The following is a 16,841-nucleotide window of genomic DNA, read 5'->3' on the forward strand; positions in this document are numbered from 1 at the left end:
GGGGTGGTTCAAGGGGGTGGGGAGGGGGGGTGGGGGGGGGGGGGGGGGGGGGTTTTTGGGGGGAAGGGGGGGGGGGGGGGGGGGGGGAGGGTTTGGTTTTGGCAAAAAACCGGCGCCCCACCCGGCCACGCCCCACCCGTGCCCGCGCGTCATTCCGAAACTCCTCTTCGAACAGCCGCTAGGAGGGACCATGCGAATAGTTCGCTACCGCCTCGGCGACCGGGTCGGTCGCGGCGTCGTCGTCGGCGACCTGGTGCACGACCTGCCCGACGGGAACGACACCCCGGGGCGAGCCGTGGGGACGCTGTCGGAGGTCACCCTGCTCGCCCCGTGCGAGCCGCGCGTGATCGTCTGCGCGGGCAGCAACTACGCCGGCCAGATCGCCGAGAAGGGCAGGCCCTGGCCGGAGCGGCCATCGCTGTTCCTCAAGGCTCCCAACGCGATCACCGGTCCGGATGCGGAGGTGCTGCGGCCGCCCGAAGTGCGGCGGCTGGAGTACGAGGGCGAGCTGGCCGTCGTCATCGGCCGCACCGCGCGCAACGTGCGGGCCGATCGCTTCGCCGACGTCGTGCTGGGCTACACCTGCGCGAACGACGTCACCGCGGACGACTGGCGGGCCGACGGCCAGTGGACGCGGGCGAAGAGCGCGGATACGTTCTGCCCGCTGGGCCCCTGGATCGAGACCGAGGTGGCCGATCCGTCGGCCCTGCGGATCACCACGAGGCTGGCCGGGGAGGTCGTCCAGCGGGGATCGGTCGCGGACATGGTGTTCGGGATCGGGGAACTGCTGGCCTTCGTCACCCGCTGGATCACCCTCGAACCCGGCGACGTGCTGCTCACCGGCAGCCCGGCCGGGGTGGGGCCGATGGTGCCCGGAGACCTCGTCGAGGTCGAGATCTCCGAGGTGGGCGCGCTGCGCAACGTGGTGGCCGCCCGGGTCTGACCCGGCCATCCGACCGCCAGATTCCGTCGTCGTACCAACGAATCCACCAACCCCTGCGAGCCAACGTCAGCCTCGAGGAGTGTCGATGTCCTTACAGGTAATATCGATCATCGGCCTGGTTCTGATCTTCGCCTTCGCGACCGTGCGCTCGGTGAACATGGGAGCGGTCGCGTTCCTGGGCGCCTTCCTGCTCGGCACGTTCGTGTTCGGCAAGTCCAACGACGATCTCTTCGCCGGCTTCCCCGGCGACCTGTTCGTCACCCTGGTCGGCGTGACCCTGCTGTTCGCCATCGCCAAGGCGAACGGCACCGTCGACTGGCTCATCCACAGCGGAGTGCGGGCCGTGCGGGGGCGAATAGCCCTCATCCCGTGGGTGATGTTCCTGGTCACCAGCCTGTTGACGATGGTGGGCGCCGTGGTGCCCGGCGCGGTGGCGATGATGGCCCCCATCGGGATGAACTTCGCGACGCGCTACCGGATCAACCCGCTGCTCATGGGGTTGCTCATCATCAACGGCGCGAGCGCTGGCGGCTTCTCGCCGATCAGCATCTTCGGCAGCATCACCAACGGCGTCGTGGAACGCAGCGGCCTGCCGGGCAATCCCGTGCTGCTGTGGATCAGCCTGCTGCTGTTCAACACGCTGCTGAGCGTGGCGGTGTTCTTCATGTTCGGCGGGAAGCAACTGCTCGGCAGGCGGGTCAGCACCGATCCGGCGCAGCAGGACGACGAGCCGGTGGGTGGCGGCGGCACGGCGACCGCGACCCGGACGAGCACGGCCGTCGAGGCGATCACCTTGAACGTGCAGCGGATCGTGACGCTCGTCGGCCTCGTCGCGCTGGCCGTCGGCGCGCTGGCGCTGGAGTTCGACGTGGGCCTGCTCGCGCTGAGCATCGCCACGATCATCATCCTGCTGTGGCCCGGTGTCACCAAGAAATGCGTGTCCGAGGTCGCGTGGCCGACCGTGCTGCTGGTCTGCGGCGTGGTGACGTACGTGAGCCTGATGGAGAGCGTCGGCACCATCGAGTACCTCGGCAACGGCGTCGTCGGCATCGGGATCCCGCTGCTGGCCTCGTTCGTCATCTGCCTGATCGGCGGCGGGGTGTCCGCGTTCGCGTCGACCACCGGGATCCTCGGCGCGCTCATCCCGCTCGCGGTGCCGTTCCTGCAGACCGGTCAGGTCGGCGCGGTCGGCCTGATCATCGCCCTGGCGATCTCGTCGTCCGTGGTCGACTCGTCCCCGTTCTCGACCAGCGGTGCGCTCGTCATCGCCAGCACCCCGGAGGAGGCGCGGGACACCACGTTCAAGCGTCTGATGGCGTGGGGCATGAGCATGATCGTGGTCGCGCCCGTGTTGTCGTGCGCGATCTTCGTGCTGCCCGGCTGGCTCTGACGGAACCCGGGGTCCGGCGGCCCGCGCCGCCGGTCCCCGGGCCACCGAACGTCATCCCCGCAGGCGTTCCTGGGCGATCTTCACGTAGCCGTCGTGGCCCGTGTCGATCCCGTGGATGCCGAGCGAGACGCTGAACAAGAACGACGACAGCTGCTCGATGTGCGCCCGGAAGTGCTCGCGCGGCCGTCCGCCCGCGTCGACGTAGGCCGCCAGCAGCCGGTCGAGACCGGCTTCGCCGAACGCCCGGCGCGGGGCGATGAAGTCGAGCGCCGGATCGTCGACCGCGGCGTCGGTCCAGTCCAGGATTCCGGTCAGCGTCCCGGAGTCGTCGACGAGCAGGTGCCCCGGGTGCAGGTCGGCGTGCACCAGGCGGAGCCCGGCGGACTCGCCGATCCAGTACCGGTCGTCGTCGATCCACTCCCGCCACCGGCGAGCCCGCGACTCCGGAACGTCCAATTCGGACCCCGCGCGGCGGAGGTGGTCGTCGGCCTCGTCGCGCAAGGCCGTGCGCTCCGACACCGGAACACCGAGCTCGGCGATCTCCGCCGCCGACGCGTTGTGGAGCTCCGCGATCACCGCGCCGAGGACCCCGAAGAGCCCCTCGGGCACGTCCATCCGCCACTGGTACGCCAACGTCACCGGATCCTCCGGCCCCAACGGCGAACCGGGCAGCCGCCGGTAGGCGACGAGCTCGGAGGTGCACACCTCCCACTGCGGCAACGCGACGTCCAACCGCGGCCGCAGGAACTCCAGCAGCCGCCGCTCCCCCGCGATCAGCTCGCTGACCTCGGGACGCCGCGGCACGCGGAGCACCCACCGCGCGCCGTCGGCAGCCACGGCGTGCCCGACCTGGAAATCCCAGCCCGTCTCATCAACTTCGAGCACACGAACGTGCAGCCCGTGCTTGCGGGCAAGATCGGCGAACACGCCACGAACCGTAGCGGCCGGAGGCCGCTCGGCGCGATTCAAATTCAGGCGCCGCGGACCATGGCGAGCACCGCCTCGCGCAGCGGGCCGTCGGTGGCGAGCCGCTCCACGGCATCGAAGTGGTGGCCGTCGGCCTGGTCCACCACCTGGCACGGCACCCCGTGCGGCGACCACGCGCGCACGAGCTCGGCCTGCTGGCGCGCGAACTCCGAAGGCTCGGCGCCTCCGAAGGTCAGGATCAGCGGGGATGCGTGGGCGGGCTGCTGCCGGACCGGGCTGTTGCGCCGCGCGGTCTCTCGCGTGCCGACCATCCAGCGTCGTGGACGGACTTCGCCAGGCGAGTGCGCGCGAGACCTTGCACCGCCAGGTCTTCCACCGCGATCGCTTGGTTCTCGCGGATCAACTGAGTGGAGAGCCGGTGGTGGAACTCGCGGCGCGCATCGGCCACCCGAGCGTGAGCCCGAGCGACCTTGAGCCTGGCTTTGTCCCTGTTCTTGCTGCCTTTCTCCTTGCGGGACAGGGCTTGCTGTGCCCGCTTGAGCTTGCGCTCCGCTCCACGGAGAAACTTGGGTGCTTTGATCTTCGTACCGTCCGAAAGCACCGCGAAGTGACCCAACCCCAGATCGATCCCTACGTCCGGGGCGTCCGTACCGATGGATTCGGGGTTGGTGTCGATGACGAACGAGGCGAAATAACGCCCCGCCGCGTCCTTGATCACGGTCACGCTCGACGGTGTTGACGGAAGTTCGCGAGACCAGCGCACCGGCACATCACCGATCTTCGGTAAGCGGAGCTTCCTCCCTCTGGTGACCGACCAACGCGCGTTGGCAGTGAACCGGATCGACTGGCGACGGTCCCGGCGGGTCTTGAACCTCGGCACGCCCATGCGGCAACCAGCGCGCTTACCACTGATCGAGTCGAAGAAGTTCTTGAACGCCTGCTCAGCATCCCGTAGCGATTGTTGCAGCACGACAGCAGACACCGTGCCCAACCACGAACGTTCGGGCGTCTTCTTCGCTTCGGTGACCAGGCGCTTGGACAACTCGGCAGCTCTGGGCACCTACTCGCCTGCTTCGTAAGCATCCTGCCGTGCTCGCACGGCGTCGTTGAACACCACGCGAGCACACCCGAACGACTGAGCCAGCGCGATCTGCTGCCCAGGCGTTGGATACAAGCGGAACGCGTACCGAAGCTGCACCACTATGATCATATGAGGTTGGTCTCACGGCCGAATACGGGGGATCTTCACACAGGTCGACACTGCTGCTTCGTGCCCCACGCTCATTCGGCCTCTTTGACGAAGTATCGACACAATGTGTTCACCGCGCGCCACCTGGAACGCACGGCCTGCTCCTCGGTGAGATCGGCCTGCCAATGGCTCCCGGTTCCGCTTCGCGGACCGCAGCACGAGCCGAGGCTCGCTTCCCGCATCCGAAGCCGGACCCACGACCGGTCCTACGATGAACTCGCGGGGTGGCGCGCCGGCCGCGGGAACGGCGGACGATTCGAAGGACTGGAGACCATGCGGATAACGGTGCTCGGCCCGGTTGGGGCGTGCGCGGACGACGGGACCCCGATCCGCGTTCCGGGCATCCGGCCGCGCATGCTGCTCGCGAGGCTCGCGCTGACCGCGGGCGAGAGCGTGCCGACAGGTTCGCTCGTCGACGACCTCTGGGACGGCGATCCGCCGGCGGAAGCGGTCAACGCATTGCACGCACTGGTGTACCGGCTGCGAAAGGCGTTGGGGGACGCCGGGGCGCTGGAGTCGACGGGGACGGGTTACCGGCTCGCGGTACCGGCGGAGAACGTCGACGCGCACCGCTTCGAGGAGCTGACCGCGCGCGGCAGGCGGGCGCTCGCCGCCGGCGCGCCGGGAGACGCGGCGACGTCGCTCGGCGCGGCGCTCGCGCTGTGGCAGGGGGCCGCGCTCGCCGATGTGCTCGACGCTCCGTTCGCCACCAGGACCGGCGCGCGGCTGGAGGAGCTCCGGATCGGCGTCGTCGAGGACCGCTTCGACGCGGAGCTGCAGCTCGGTCACCACGCTGAGATCCTGGCCGATCTGGAGGCGTTCGCCGCGAAACACCCGCTCCGGGAGCGGCTGGCCACGCTGCTCATGAGCGCGTTGCACGCGGCGGGACGCCAGGCCGACGCCCTCGCCGTGTACGAGAGGCTGCGCGGCACGCTCGCCGACGAGCTCGGCGTCGATCCTTCGGCCGAAGTGCGGGAGGCTCACCTGGCCGTGCTGCGCGGCGGGACGAACCGCCCGGCGGCACGACCCGAATCGGCACCGGGCCGCCTGCCGGCGCCGCTGACCACGTTCGTCGGCCGGGACGACGAGTTGGCGCTGCTCGCCGAGTTGATGGAAACCTCCCGGCTGGTCACGGTCCTCGGCCCCGGCGGCGTGGGCAAGACCCGGCTGGCGGTGGAGGCGGCGTCCCGGCATCGGGCCCACCGGCGCGGCCGGCTGTGGCTGGTCCCGCTCGCCGGGGTGAGCGGGCCGGGCAGCGTGGCCGACGCGGTGCTAGGCGTGCTCAGCTCCCCGGACGGCAGGCTCTCCGGTGGCGCCCCCGGCGATCCGCTGGACCGGGTGGTCGAGCTGCTCGGCGGCGGAGAGGCCGTGCTCGTCCTGGACAACTGCGAGCACGTCGTCGGGGCCGCCGCGGAGTTCGCCCGGCAGCTGCTGGAACGCCAGCCGCAGCTGGCCATCCTCGCCACCAGCCGGGAGTCGCTGGAGGTCATGGGCGAGGCGCTGTGCCGCCTCGGGCCGCTCGACCTGCCGCGGCACCGCGCGGCCCCGGCGGATGCGTCCGGGTCCACCGCGGTGCGGCTGTTCGTCGACCGCGCGGCGGCCGTGCGGCCGGGTTTCGAACTGAACATGTCCACTGTAGACGCGGTGGTGAACGTGGTGCGCAGGCTGGACGGCCTGCCGCTCGCCCTGGAACTGGCCGCGGCGCGGCTGCGGGCGATGAGCCCCGAGCAGATCGAGCGGCGACTCGACGACCGGTTCCGGTTGCTGTCCACGGGAAACCGGGGGGCGCAGCCGCGCCAGCGCACCCTGCACGCGGTGATCGAGTGGAGCTGGGACCTGCTGACCGAGCGGGAAAGGCTGCTGGCACGGCGGATGTCGGTGTTCCCCGCCACGACCGGTGGCGACGCGGCGGAGGCGGTGTGCTCGGATGCGGCGGACCTGCCTGCCGGCGACGTCGGCTACGTGCTCGACGCGCTGGTCGAGAAATCCATCGTGGAGCAGACCGGGAACGGGTACCGGATGCTGGAGAGCATTCGGGCCCATGCCGCGCACAAACTCCGGCAGGCCGGGGAAGAAGAGCAGGTCCGGGGCAGATTCACGCGCTACTTCGCCGGGTTGGCCGAGGAGCACGAGCCGCTGCTGCGCTCCGCCCGGCAGCCGGAGTCCCTGCTGGTCTTCGACGCCGAGTACGACAATCTGATGTTCGCACTGCGATCGGCCATCGACGACGAAGATCCGGGCACTGCGGTCCAGATCCTCGGCCCGTTGTACTGGTACTGGAACTCCCTGCGCTACGACGCGCGGTCCGACAACTACGTGGCCAGGGTGGTCGAGTTCGGCGACGCGCTGCCCGAGGACGCCCGCGCCGCGTTCACCGCGATCCACCTGCTGGCCGGAGACAGCGGGCCGAAGGCCGACGCCGAACGGGCTCACGCGCTGATCGAGGACTGCGCGCGCACCGGAGCGCTCCAGCGCTACCCGATGCTGCTGATGGCGACCCTGCCGATGGGGCACTTCCTCGGTCTGGACGAGCTGGTCGCACGCCAGATGCGGGAGGTCCGCGCCCGCTCCGATCCGTGGACCACCGCATGCACGTTCATGGTGGAAGCGTTCATCCACCGCGATCACGGCGACTGGGGCGGCTGCTCGACGGCGCTGGCGCACGCGTTGCGCGGGTTCGAGGAGACCGGTGACCGCCTGTGGACGGCGATGGTGCTGTCCGGCCAGGCGCAGGTGCTCTCCGTCGGCGGCGACCACGACGAGGCGATCGCCGCCTTCGAACGGAGCCTCGCGCTGACCCCGCAGGACGCGTTCCCGTACCGGGTCGGGCTCGCCACCGAACGGATGCGCAGCGGCGATCTCGACGGCGCCCGGCGTGACATCGACGCCGCCGAGCAGGAGGCCATGGATCGCGGCCAGCGGTTGCTGGAGGCCGAAACCCTGGTCGCCATGGCCGAGTTCCACCGCCGCTCGGGACATCCGGACCGCGCGGACCGGGAACTCGACCGGATGGCGCTGCTGGCCCGCGAGACGCCGCTGCCCGCCGAGGCGATCGAGGCCCGGATCGCCCCGGCGAGGATGGCGAACCGGCTCGCAGCGGGCGACGCCGCGAGGGCGCGCGAACTGCTTTCCAGCGCCGTTACCGCAGCATTCGCCCACCGGGACATCGCGCCGGCCGCCCAGCAGCTCGCGCAGCTGCTGGGCCTGGAGGGCGATCCGGTCGGCGCGGCAACCGCGCTGGGGATGAGCCAGACCATCCGCGGCGCGTTCGACCACGGCGACCCGGAACTGCGCGAGCTCGTCACCGAACTCGCGCGACGCCTCGGCCAGGCCGAATACGACGAGACGTACCGCCGGGGCGCCGACATGCCGCGCCGCGAAGCGCTCGACCGGTTGACCGCTTACACGACCTGACAGCGGCGCGACCGGGCTGTCAGGTCGCTGTCAGACGGCTGTCATCGCCGGTCGGCACTGTTGCCGGCGTGTCGATAACGCAACGCAACCCACGACGCTGGCTCGTCCTGGTCGTGCTGTGCCTGAGCACCCTGGTCCTGACGATCGACAACCAGGTGCTCACGGTCGCGATCCCGGTGCTGGTCCAGGACCTGGGGGCGGACTCCCAGGACATCCAGTGGATCGGCGACGCCTACATCCTGACCACCGCCGGCCTGCTGCTCACCGCGGGCAGCCTGTCGGACCGGTACGGGCGGCGGCGGGTGATGATCACCGGCCTGGCCCTGTTCGGGCTGGCCTCGCTGCTGGCCGCCGGCGCGGCGAGCTCGGGCGAGCTGATCGCCTACCGCGCCCTGATGGGCGTGGGCTGCGCGCTGGTGCTGCCGAGCACGCTGTCGATCCTGATCACGGTGTTCGACGACGAGGAGCGGCGCAAGGCCACCTCGGTCTGGTCGGCGGTGGTGATGGTCGGCATGATCGGCGGCCCCATCCTCGGCGGGGTGCTGGTCACCGGCTTCGGCTGGGGATCGGTCTTCCTCATCAACGTCCCGATCGCGATCCTGGCGATCATCGCCGCGCTCGCCCTGATGCCCGAATCCCGGGCGCCCGCCCGCCGGGCCGACCCGCTCGGCGCGATCCTGTCGATGGTCGGGCTGACCGTGCTGGTGTGGGCGATCATCGAACTCCCGGTCACCGGCCTGACCCACCCGGCTACCCTGACCCGGCTCGCGGTGGCCGTGGCCGTCCTGATCGCGTTCGCGGTCTGGGAGACCAGGACGGCGTCCCCGATGGTCCCGCTCGCGCTGTACCGGGACCGCGATTTCTCCGGCGGCAGCTTCGCGCTGGTCCTGACGCAGGTCGGATTCGGCGGGCTGGTCCTGGTGTTCACCCAGTACCTGCAGTTCGTCCTCGGCTACACCCCGACCCAGGCGGGCGCGATGATGGTGCCCATCGCGTTGGCCACCATCCTGACCAACGCCCTCGGCGCCACCCTCGGCGACAAGATCGGCAACCGGACCATGACCGCGACCGGGCTGACCGTGGTGGCCGTCGGATTCGCCTTGCTGGGGAGCCTTTCCCCGGACAGCGGTGTCGTCGCGGTGGCATCGGCACTGACGGTGTTCGGCGTCGGGGCCGGTCTCGCGCAGCCAGCCGCCGTCGCGGCGCTCATGAACGCCGTTCCGCCGGAGCACGCGGGCGTCGGGTCCGCGGTGAACGACACCATGCAGCAGGCCGGCGGAGCCCTCGGGATCGCCATCCTCGGCAGCGTCCTGGCCGCGAACTACACCTCCGCGATGCCCGCGACCGCACCAGAACCGGCCCGCACCTCGATCGGCGATGCGCTCGCACTGGGCGATGCCGGGATCGCACACGCCGCTCGCGAGGCGTTCAGCTCGGGCATGGCGATCACCTGCTGGGCCACCGCCGCACTCGTGCTCGCCGCCGCCGTGCTCGCCCGCCTCGTCATGAAGGGTCGCACCTCCCCCGCACCGCAGCAGATCGCCGCAGAAGCCTGAAGCAACGAGCTCGAACCCCTTGGAGGACAACGTGAGAATCATCGTGGACGAAGTGAAGTGCACCGGCGGCGGCCAGTGCGTGCTCGCCGCCGAGGAGGTGTTCGACCAGCGCGATGAGGACGGTGTCGTGGTGCTGCTCGACCCGGCACCGCGGGCCGACCTGCACGATGCTGTGCGGGAAGCCGCGATGCTGTGCCCCGCTGCTGCGATCCGCATCGAGGAAACGTCGTGACCGTCCCCGACGACGTGCTGATCGTCGGCGCGTCCGTGGGCGGCCTGACGGTGGCGGAGGCCTTGCGCCGCAAGGGATTCACCGGCCGGATCAGGATCGTCGGCGAAGAACCTCGCCCGCCCTACGACCGGCCGCCGCTGTCCAAGGAGGTCCTCATCGGACGGTGGTCCGCGGAGGCGGTCCACCTCCGCCCCGCCGGCGGGCTGGACGAACTGCAGGTGGACTGGCTGCTCGGCCACCGCGCCGAGCGGCTCCGGCTCGACACCCGCACGGTCGTGCTGGACCGGGGCAAGGCCCTGTCGTACGGGGCGCTGGTGATCGCGACCGGCCTGGTGCCGCACCGGCCGGCCGGCTTCGCCGGCGCGCACACCCTCCGGACGCTGGACGACGCACTTCGCCTCAAGCAGGACCTCCAGACCGCACAGCGAGTCGCGGTGATCGGCGCGGGAGTCCTCGGCTGCGAGGTAGCGGCCGCAGGCTGTGCTCTCGGCAAGGAGATGACGCTCATCGATCCGGGACCGGTGCCGATGGCGTCGCAGCTCGGGGCCGAGCTCGGCGGTCACGTCGCCGCACTGCACGAATCGCGCGGCGTGCGGCTGCGCACCGGCGTCGGTGCCGCCCGGCTCATCGGTGCGGACGGCAAGACCTCCGGTGTGGAACTGACCTCGGGCGAGGTCGTCGAGGCCGATCTCGCGGTGCTGGCGGCCGGGTCCACCCCTGCCACCGGATGGCTGGTGGACAGCGGCCTGCGCCTGGACGACGGGGTGGGCTGCGACGCCTCGCTGCGCGCCGCCGACGACGTGTACGCGGTCGGCGACGTCGCCCGCTGGCACGACCCCGGCACCGGCACCACCGCGCGGCTGGAAACCCGCACCAACGCCACGGAACAGGCCCTGGTCGTCGCCGGCAACATCCTCGGCGGTGACCGCCGGTACAGCCCGATCCCGTACTTCTGGTCGGACCAGTACGACACCAAGATCCAGGTGCACGGCGTCATCGCGCCGCAAGCGCGGATCCGGATCGCCGAAGGCGATCCCCGCGAGGGCCGCTTCCTCGCGCTGGCCGAAGGCGACGACGGGGTCACCGCCGCCATCGGCTGGAACCACCCCCGCGGCATCCGCACCGCACGCCGCATGCTGCGAAATCCCTTACCAGTAGGAGGAATTCGATGATGGCAGAACCTTTCACCAAGCTGGAGCTGCTGTTCCAGCGGTCTCCCGAGCACCCGTTCCACCTGCCACCGGAGCTCGTTCGCCTGCGCGAGGAACAGCCGCTCGTGCGGATGACCTACCCGGACGGGCACGAGGGCTGGCTGGCGACCGGCTACGACCAGGCCCGCGCCGTGCTCGCGCATCCCGGGTTCAGCAACCGGTACGAGCTGCTGCACATGCCGATGCCCGGTATCACCGAGCCGGTGCCTCCCGCATCGCCGGGGGACTTCCTCGGTTTGGACGCGCCGGAGCACACCCGCTACCGCAGGCTGCTGGCCGGGAAGTTCACCCCGCGCCGGATCCGCCTGCTGGCGGATCGGGTGGCAGAGTTCACCGCGGCGCGCCTGGACGCGATGCAGCGGCAGGGTTCTCCGGCGGACCTCATGGCGTTGTACGCACGACCGATTCCGGCGCTGGTGATCTGCGAGCTGCTGGGCGTCCCCTACACCGACCACGAGAAGTTCCAGCACCTCGCCGAAGGCGTGGTGCTGCGGGACGGGGCCACCCCGGAGGACCAGATCGCCGCGTTGAAGGGACTGCAGGACTACATCAGCGAACTCGTCCTGGCCAAGCGCGCCAACCCCACCGACGACGTCCTCAGCGAGCTGACCACCAGCGACCTGACCGACGAGGAACTGTTCGGGCTCGGCGCCTTCCTCCTGTTCGCGGGCCTGCACACCACGGCGAGCGTGATCGGCATGGCCACCTTCGCCCTGCTGATCAACCCCGACCAGCTCGCCGCCCTGCGCAACGGCCCGGACCTCGCCGACGGAGCCGTCGAGGAATTGCTGCGCTACACCGGAATCGGCCCCTGCACGGTGCGGGCCGCCCTGGAAGACGCCGAAATCGACGGCCGGCTGATCAAGGCGGGAGAGAACGTCACCATCTCCATGGACGCGGCCAACCGAGACCCGGCCAAGTTCCCGAACCCGGACGCCCTGGACCTGCGCCGCAACGCAACCGGACACCTCACCTTCGTCCACGGCGTCCACCAGTGCCTCGGCCAGCACCTCGCGCGAATAGAGCTGCGAACGGCGCTCCCGGCACTCGTCACCCGCTTCCCCGACCTGAGCCTGGCGATACCCGTGGAAGAAGTGCCGATGCACACCAATTCGAACATCTACGAGATGGAGCGACTCCCCCTCACCTGGAACGCCTGACCCCCACCCGGCCCAGCGAGACCATCTCGCTGGGTCGGTTCATGCATGCCGTCGGCGCCACTCATTGCCGCAGAGAAGACGCGATTCCATGTGCACCTCGGAGCGGGTCACGAGCTCCGCGTCGCAGAAGTGCTCCTGACCGGGGACCTGGAACACGGGCGTGTCGGCGATCTCCCGCTGTAGGGTGCGGTCGAGAGCACAGTGGGTATTGATGCACTGTGCAACCGAGGGTGCAATACTGCACTATGAGATGAATCGTGCAACTAACCTTCGCGAGCGGCGCATGGCCGCGACCGCTGCTCAGGTGACCTCCGTCGCCCTTCGGCTGACCGCCGAACGCGGGCTGTCCGGGTTCACCGTCGAGGAAGTCTGCGAGCAGGTCGACATCTCCCGCCGCACCTTCTTCAACTACTTCGCTTCCAAGGACGACGCTGTCCTGGGAATCACCGCGCGCAAGGACGACGACGCGCTCACGGACCAGTTCCTGGCGCGCGGCGACTCCGCGAGCCCCGGACTCTCACCGACCCTGCTCGACGAGCTCGCCGAGTTGGCGGTGCAGCGCTGGGAACGCGCGGACATCACGGCCGAGAGCATCCGCGACGTCCTCGCCGTGTTCGAACGCGAGCCCCGGCTGCTCACCCGGTTCGTCGAGAAGATGCAGCGCGACGAGCAGTCCGACGTGGAGCTCGTCGAGCAGCGCGAGGGCCTCGCTCCCGGTGATCTTCGCGCCGCCGCCGCCGTGCAGGTCATCCGCGCCCTGATCTCGGCCGCCGTGCGGGAATTCCTCACCCTGTCGAACTCCGACTCCTTCGCGGAGATCCTCGCCCGCCGGCTGGCCGCCGCCCGCGAGCTCTTCGCGCCGAACCTCGAACGGAAGTCATGACCACCACCGCGCCCGCCCCGCTGCTGCTGACGCAGCGACGGATCTGGATCATCTTCAGCGCGCTCATCGCGGGCATGCTGCTGTCCAGCCTCGACCAGACCATCGTCGCGACCGCCATGCCGACCATCGTCGGCGATCTCGGCGGCGTCGAGCACCAGGTGTGGATCACCACCGCCTACCTCCTCGCGACCACGATCGTCATGCCGATCTACGGCAAGTTCGGCGACGTCCTCGGCCGGCGCCGGCTGTTCCTCATCGCGATCGCGCTGTTCACGCTCGCCTCGGTGGGCTGCGCGTTCGCCACGGACTTCTGGACGTTCGTGGTGTTCCGGGCCATGCAGGGCCTCGGCGGCGGCGGGCTCATGATCCTGTCGCAGGCGATCATCGCCGACATCGTGCCCGCCAACGAGCGCGGCAAGTACCTCGGCCCGCTCGGCGGCATCTTCGGCCTGTCGGCCGTCGGCGGCCCCCTGCTCGGCGGGTTCTTCGTCGACCACCTGACCTGGCAGTGGGCGTTCTACATCAACATCCCGGTCGGCATCGCCGCCTTCATCATCGCGCTCGTCGCGCTGACCCTGCCGAACAAGAAGGCGACCCAGCCGATCGACGTCCTCGGCGTCGTGTTCCTCTCCACCGCCACGACGTGCCTCATCTTCTTCACCGACTTCGGCGGCGACAAGGCGCACGGCTGGACCGCGGTCGAGACGTGGGCCTGGGGCCTCGGCCTGCTCGCGGCGACGGTCGCGTTCGTCATCACCGAGGCGCGCGCCGCGGACCCGATCATCCCGCTGAGCCTGTTCCGCAACCCGATCTTCGTGAACGCCACCGCGATCGGCCTCGCGCTGGGCCTCGGCATGTTCGCCGCCATCGGCTTCGTGCCGACGTTCCTGCAGATGTCGTCGGGGACCTCGGCGGCCGCCTCCGGACTGCTGCTCCTGCCGATGATGGTGGGTCTGCTCGGCACGTCCATCGCCTCGGGCACCGTGATCACCAAGACCGGCCGCTACCGGATCTTCCCGATCGTCGGCACGATCATCACCGCCGTCGCCATGGTCCTGATGACGACGCTCGCCGCCGACACCCCGATCTGGCTGATCTGCGTCTACCTGTTCATCTTCGGCGCCGGACTCGGGCTGATCATGCAGGTGGTCGTGCTGGTGGTGCAGAACGCGGTCCCGCCCGCCATGATCGGCACCGCGACGAGCACCAACAACTACTTCCGCGAGGTCGGTGCCGCGCTCGGCACCGCGGTGTTCGGCACGATCTTCACCACTCGCCTCACCGAGAACCTCACCGGGGTCTTCGCCGCTTCCGGCGCCTCGGCGGCGGACGCCTCGACCGCGACCGCGACGCTCGACCCCAAGACGCTGAGCCAGCTCCCCGAGCAGCTCCGCGACGGCGTGGTCACGGCCTACGCCGACGCCCTCGCGCCCGTGTTCTGGTACCTGCTGCCGTTCATCGGCATCGCCTTCCTCCTCGCCCTGGTCCTGAAGCAGATCCCGCTCTCGGACGTCGCCGGGCTCGTCGCCCGCGGCGAGGCGATCGGCGGCGAGGAGGCGGAGCGGCTGGAAGCCGAGCAGCGCACGCAGAACGGGCCGGAGGCCGCCCCGGCGAGCGCACGCCGAGAAGGATCCGAAGTCTCCTGACCACCACCTGCGAGTACTGCCGGTCTGCCGGTAGTACTCGCAGGTCACCCGGAATGCGAAGATCGAGCCATGGCTGAAGGACGCGACACCGCCGCCACCGCACCCGCCGGGTGGGACGGCGAGGACTACCAGCGGCGCTTCGACGCATTGGCGGCTTCCGGGGCAGATGTCCACGGCGAAGCGGGCTTCGTCCGCGCCTTCTCCCCCGCGAGCGTCCTCGACGCCGGCTGCGGGACGGGCCGCGTGGCGATCGAACTGGCCCGGCACGGCATCGAGGTCGTCGGGACCGACGTCGACGGCTCGATGCTGACCACCGCCCGCCGCCTGGCCCCGGAGATCTCCTGGGTCCGGGCCGACCTGGCCGGGCTCGACCTCGGGCGCACCTTCGACGTGGTCGTCATGGCCGGCAACGTCCCGCTGTTCACACCGCCCGGCACCCAAGCCGCACTCGTCGCGGGCGTGGCCCGCCACGTGCGCCCCGCGGGACTGCTCATCGCCGGTTTCAGCCTCGACCGCGGTTACCGGATCGCCGACTACGACGCGCACGCGGCGGCGGCCGGGCTCACGCTGAGCGACCGGTTCGCCACCTGGGACCGGGCCCCCTTCACCGACGGCGATTACGCGGTTTCGGTCCACACCCTCTGAGCATCGGAGTCCACAAGAGACAGTCGGGCATTCCGCTGCCCCTTCAGGCTTCGCGACGTGCCCGCTGGGGAAGTCCTCGCTGGATGTGGCGCTGCCTGTCATGGGACGTGGCTACCTTCTCTCGCGAGGTGCCGCCGGGCTGAGTGTCCCGGCGGCGTGGCTTCGAGGAGACTTCTGTGCAGTCGGCTTCGGGCGACGCTTCGGTGTTCGTCTTTCGCATGTGGCGGCGCGATCTGGCGGCCGTGGAGTGGGAACCAGGCCCTCGACTGCTGGTGCACGTCGCGGAAGACGGGAGCGCGGTGCCGGAGCAGCTGTCCTGGGTCACGCGGGACGGCGCGGAGTCCTCGCTCGCCTTCGCGCCGGACATGGGCAAGTGCTTCGGCCACCGCCGAGCGGACAGCGCCCATCTGGTCCAGGTTCGCGGCGAGCTCGAAGGCCGGGAGGTCTTCGAGGACGCCGATGCTGTCCACGGGTTCGAGTTCACCACCGAAACCCTGAGCAAGGGGTGGCACCCGGCGGGACGGCTGCGGTTCCTCATCGACGACGGCGAGGAGTCGCCCCTGCAGTGGGCGGCGTGGCGCGACCGGTCGGGCATCGCGTACTCGGTCGGGCTGTGGAAACCCGGTTGGTCCGGCGAGTCCGAGGAATTCACGGTCGCCGGCATGACCTTCAAGAAAACCGGCGCCGAATTCATGGGCTACCGCCAGCCGCCGGGCCACGCCCCGGTCGCCTACCGGGGCACGCTCGTGGAACCCCCGGAAACGCCGCTGTTCGAGGAGGCGCGCGGACCGGTAGCCCTGGAGGAGGTTCCGGCCGGCACGCCACAGTTGCCGCTGATCGGGTCGGTGCCCCTGGTGCGCACCGATTTCTCCGACGACGAGGCGTGGGCCGCGGCGAGCAGCCAGGTGACCGCACCGCGCCAGGTGTTCGACGACGACGTCTTCATCGCGGACGTGGAACCCGTCGACGACATCAGGTTCGAAGGCCTGACGGCCGCACAACTCGTCCAGCTGGTGCCGCCGGACGCCGACTGGGCGCTGCTGGTCGTCGCCGACGAGGCGACCATGGAGGCCCCCGAGCGCCACGTGCTGGTCGTCGATCTCGACGAGGAAAACCTCGGCCAGACCTTCCGCGCCACTCCGCCGGCGATCCAGGAGATCGAGAACAACCTGTCGATAGCGAACATGGACTGGGAGGAATTCGCCGACAACGTGGACGAAAACGGCATCGTGCAACCGATGCTCTAGAACCTGTTTCCGGACTCACCTTGCATCGCGGTGCAGGTAGCGGAACCTCAGGCGCCTTCTCGCTGTGGGATCCCCGACATCATGAATGACCAGGTCGGCAACCGCCCGCGAGCGGACTCATCCGGCGCGGACGTCGTCCGCGATCCGCAGCCGCTCGCCGATCGCTCCGCCCAGAGCGGTCAGCACGGCGAGTCCCACGAGCAGCAGCGCCACCGACCACGATCGCTGCCCGCTCGCCGCCAGCACCGCCGTCGCCGCGAACGGCACGAACCCGCTGACCACGCCGCCCAGGTTGAACGCGATCGACACACCGCTGTAGCGGAGCTGCGGCGGGAACA

At 70.2% G+C, this 16,841-nt stretch carries 16 protein-coding genes; 11 read left to right on the forward strand and 5 right to left on the reverse strand.

Going from position 1 to position 16,841, the window contains the following annotated elements:
* Positions 1–190 precede the first annotated feature (190 nt).
* Positions 191–943 (forward strand): fumarylacetoacetate hydrolase family protein, encoded by a 753-nt coding sequence (locus AC07EQ_RS00635; RefSeq protein ID WP_478385752.1) that lies wholly within the window; start codon positions 191–193, stop codon positions 941–943.
* An 85-nt stretch (positions 944–1,028) separates the two neighbouring features.
* Positions 1,029–2,333, forward strand: a complete 1,305-nt coding sequence (locus AC07EQ_RS00640; RefSeq protein WP_478385753.1) for an SLC13 family permease — start codon at positions 1,029–1,031, stop codon at positions 2,331–2,333.
* Between the two features lie 51 nt (positions 2,334–2,384).
* Here AC07EQ_RS00640 and AC07EQ_RS00645 read toward each other — a convergent pair whose 3' ends face one another.
* From AC07EQ_RS00645 to AC07EQ_RS00660, 4 genes are read right to left on the reverse strand one after another with little or no spacing between them, the layout of a single operon-like run.
* Positions 2,385–3,260, reverse strand: a complete 876-nt coding sequence (locus AC07EQ_RS00645; protein ID WP_478385754.1) for a macrolide 2'-phosphotransferase — start codon at positions 3,258–3,260, stop codon at positions 2,385–2,387.
* Positions 3,261–3,304: 44 nt separating this feature from the next.
* Entirely contained in the window at positions 3,305–3,571 is a 267-nt protein-coding gene (locus tag AC07EQ_RS00650) for an alpha/beta hydrolase family protein (protein ID WP_478385755.1), read from the reverse strand.
* A complete protein-coding gene (locus AC07EQ_RS00655; protein ID WP_478385756.1) occupies positions 3,499–4,302 on the reverse strand; it encodes an RNA-guided endonuclease InsQ/TnpB family protein in 804 nt (267 codons plus the stop codon). The genes AC07EQ_RS00650 and AC07EQ_RS00655 overlap by 73 nt, the downstream gene beginning before the upstream one ends.
* 18 nt (positions 4,303–4,320) lie before the next feature.
* Entirely contained in the window at positions 4,321–4,470 is a 150-nt protein-coding gene (locus AC07EQ_RS00660) for a helix-turn-helix domain-containing protein (protein ID WP_478385757.1), read from the reverse strand.
* Positions 4,471–4,782: 312 nt separating this feature from the next.
* Between AC07EQ_RS00660 and AC07EQ_RS00665 the strand changes: the two genes are divergently transcribed.
* From AC07EQ_RS00665 to AC07EQ_RS00705, 9 genes are all read left to right on the forward strand, one after another.
* Positions 4,783–7,923: a BTAD domain-containing putative transcriptional regulator gene (locus tag AC07EQ_RS00665; RefSeq protein ID WP_478385758.1), complete on the forward strand. Its 3,141-nt coding sequence runs from the start codon at positions 4,783–4,785 to the stop codon at positions 7,921–7,923.
* Between the two features lie 68 nt (positions 7,924–7,991).
* Positions 7,992–9,479: an MFS transporter gene (locus tag AC07EQ_RS00670; protein WP_478385759.1), complete on the forward strand. Its 1,488-nt coding sequence runs from the start codon at positions 7,992–7,994 to the stop codon at positions 9,477–9,479.
* Between the two features lie 31 nt (positions 9,480–9,510).
* A complete protein-coding gene (locus AC07EQ_RS00675) occupies positions 9,511–9,711 on the forward strand; it encodes a ferredoxin (RefSeq protein WP_478385760.1) in 201 nt (66 codons plus the stop codon).
* On the forward strand, positions 9,708–10,883 hold the full coding sequence (locus tag AC07EQ_RS00680; protein WP_478385761.1) for an NAD(P)/FAD-dependent oxidoreductase: 1,176 nt from the start codon (positions 9,708–9,710) through the stop codon (positions 10,881–10,883). The genes AC07EQ_RS00675 and AC07EQ_RS00680 overlap by 4 nt, the downstream gene beginning before the upstream one ends.
* The gene (locus AC07EQ_RS00685; protein WP_478386226.1) at positions 10,883–12,082 is read left to right on the forward strand and encodes a cytochrome P450; all 1,200 of its coding nucleotides are present in this window, start codon (positions 10,883–10,885) and stop codon (positions 12,080–12,082) included. Before AC07EQ_RS00680 ends, AC07EQ_RS00685 begins: the two co-directional genes overlap by 1 nt.
* A 283-nt stretch (positions 12,083–12,365) precedes the next feature.
* Positions 12,366–12,965, forward strand: coding sequence for a TetR/AcrR family transcriptional regulator (locus tag AC07EQ_RS00690; protein WP_478385762.1), 600 nt, complete (start codon positions 12,366–12,368; stop codon positions 12,963–12,965).
* The gene (locus AC07EQ_RS00695; RefSeq protein ID WP_478385763.1) at positions 12,962–14,611 is read left to right on the forward strand and encodes an MDR family MFS transporter; all 1,650 of its coding nucleotides are present in this window, start codon (positions 12,962–12,964) and stop codon (positions 14,609–14,611) included. Before AC07EQ_RS00690 ends, AC07EQ_RS00695 begins: the two co-directional genes overlap by 4 nt.
* A gap of 69 nt (positions 14,612–14,680) precedes the next feature.
* Positions 14,681–15,256, forward strand: a complete 576-nt coding sequence (locus AC07EQ_RS00700; RefSeq protein ID WP_478385764.1) for a class I SAM-dependent methyltransferase — start codon at positions 14,681–14,683, stop codon at positions 15,254–15,256.
* A 176-nt stretch (positions 15,257–15,432) separates the two neighbouring features.
* Positions 15,433–16,503 (forward strand): DUF6924 domain-containing protein, encoded by a 1,071-nt coding sequence (locus AC07EQ_RS00705; RefSeq protein ID WP_478385765.1) that lies wholly within the window; start codon positions 15,433–15,435, stop codon positions 16,501–16,503.
* A 117-nt stretch (positions 16,504–16,620) separates the two neighbouring features.
* On the opposite strand, the gene AC07EQ_RS00710 is transcribed toward AC07EQ_RS00705, so the two are convergent.
* Complete coding sequence (locus tag AC07EQ_RS00710) at positions 16,621–16,812, reverse strand: hypothetical protein (protein ID WP_478385766.1); 192 nt, start codon at positions 16,810–16,812, stop codon at positions 16,621–16,623.
* Between the last annotated feature and the right edge of the window lie 29 nt (positions 16,813–16,841).

The organism is Saccharopolyspora sp. NPDC045839 (assembly GCF_056431645.1).

Bases quoted from the DNA above. Each gene is read 5' to 3' on its own strand.
- AC07EQ_RS00635 (WP_478385752.1), top strand. From the start codon at position 191: ATGCGAATAGTTCGCTACCGCCTCGGCGACCGGGTCGGTCGCGGCGTC.
- AC07EQ_RS00640 (WP_478385753.1), top strand. From the start codon at position 1,029: ATGTCCTTACAGGTAATATCGATCATCGGCCTGGTTCTGATCTTCGCC.
- AC07EQ_RS00650 (WP_478385755.1), bottom strand. From the start codon at position 3,571: ATGGTCGGCACGCGAGAGACCGCGCGGCGCAACAGCCCGGTCCGGCAG.
- AC07EQ_RS00660 (WP_478385757.1), bottom strand. From the start codon at position 4,470: ATGATCATAGTGGTGCAGCTTCGGTACGCGTTCCGCTTGTATCCAACG.
- AC07EQ_RS00665 (WP_478385758.1), top strand. From the start codon at position 4,783: ATGCGGATAACGGTGCTCGGCCCGGTTGGGGCGTGCGCGGACGACGGG.
- AC07EQ_RS00685 (WP_478386226.1), top strand. From the start codon at position 10,883: ATGGCAGAACCTTTCACCAAGCTGGAGCTGCTGTTCCAGCGGTCTCCC.
- AC07EQ_RS00690 (WP_478385762.1), top strand. From the start codon at position 12,366: ATGGCCGCGACCGCTGCTCAGGTGACCTCCGTCGCCCTTCGGCTGACC.
- AC07EQ_RS00695 (WP_478385763.1), top strand. From the start codon at position 12,962: ATGACCACCACCGCGCCCGCCCCGCTGCTGCTGACGCAGCGACGGATC.
- AC07EQ_RS00700 (WP_478385764.1), top strand. From the start codon at position 14,681: ATGGCTGAAGGACGCGACACCGCCGCCACCGCACCCGCCGGGTGGGAC.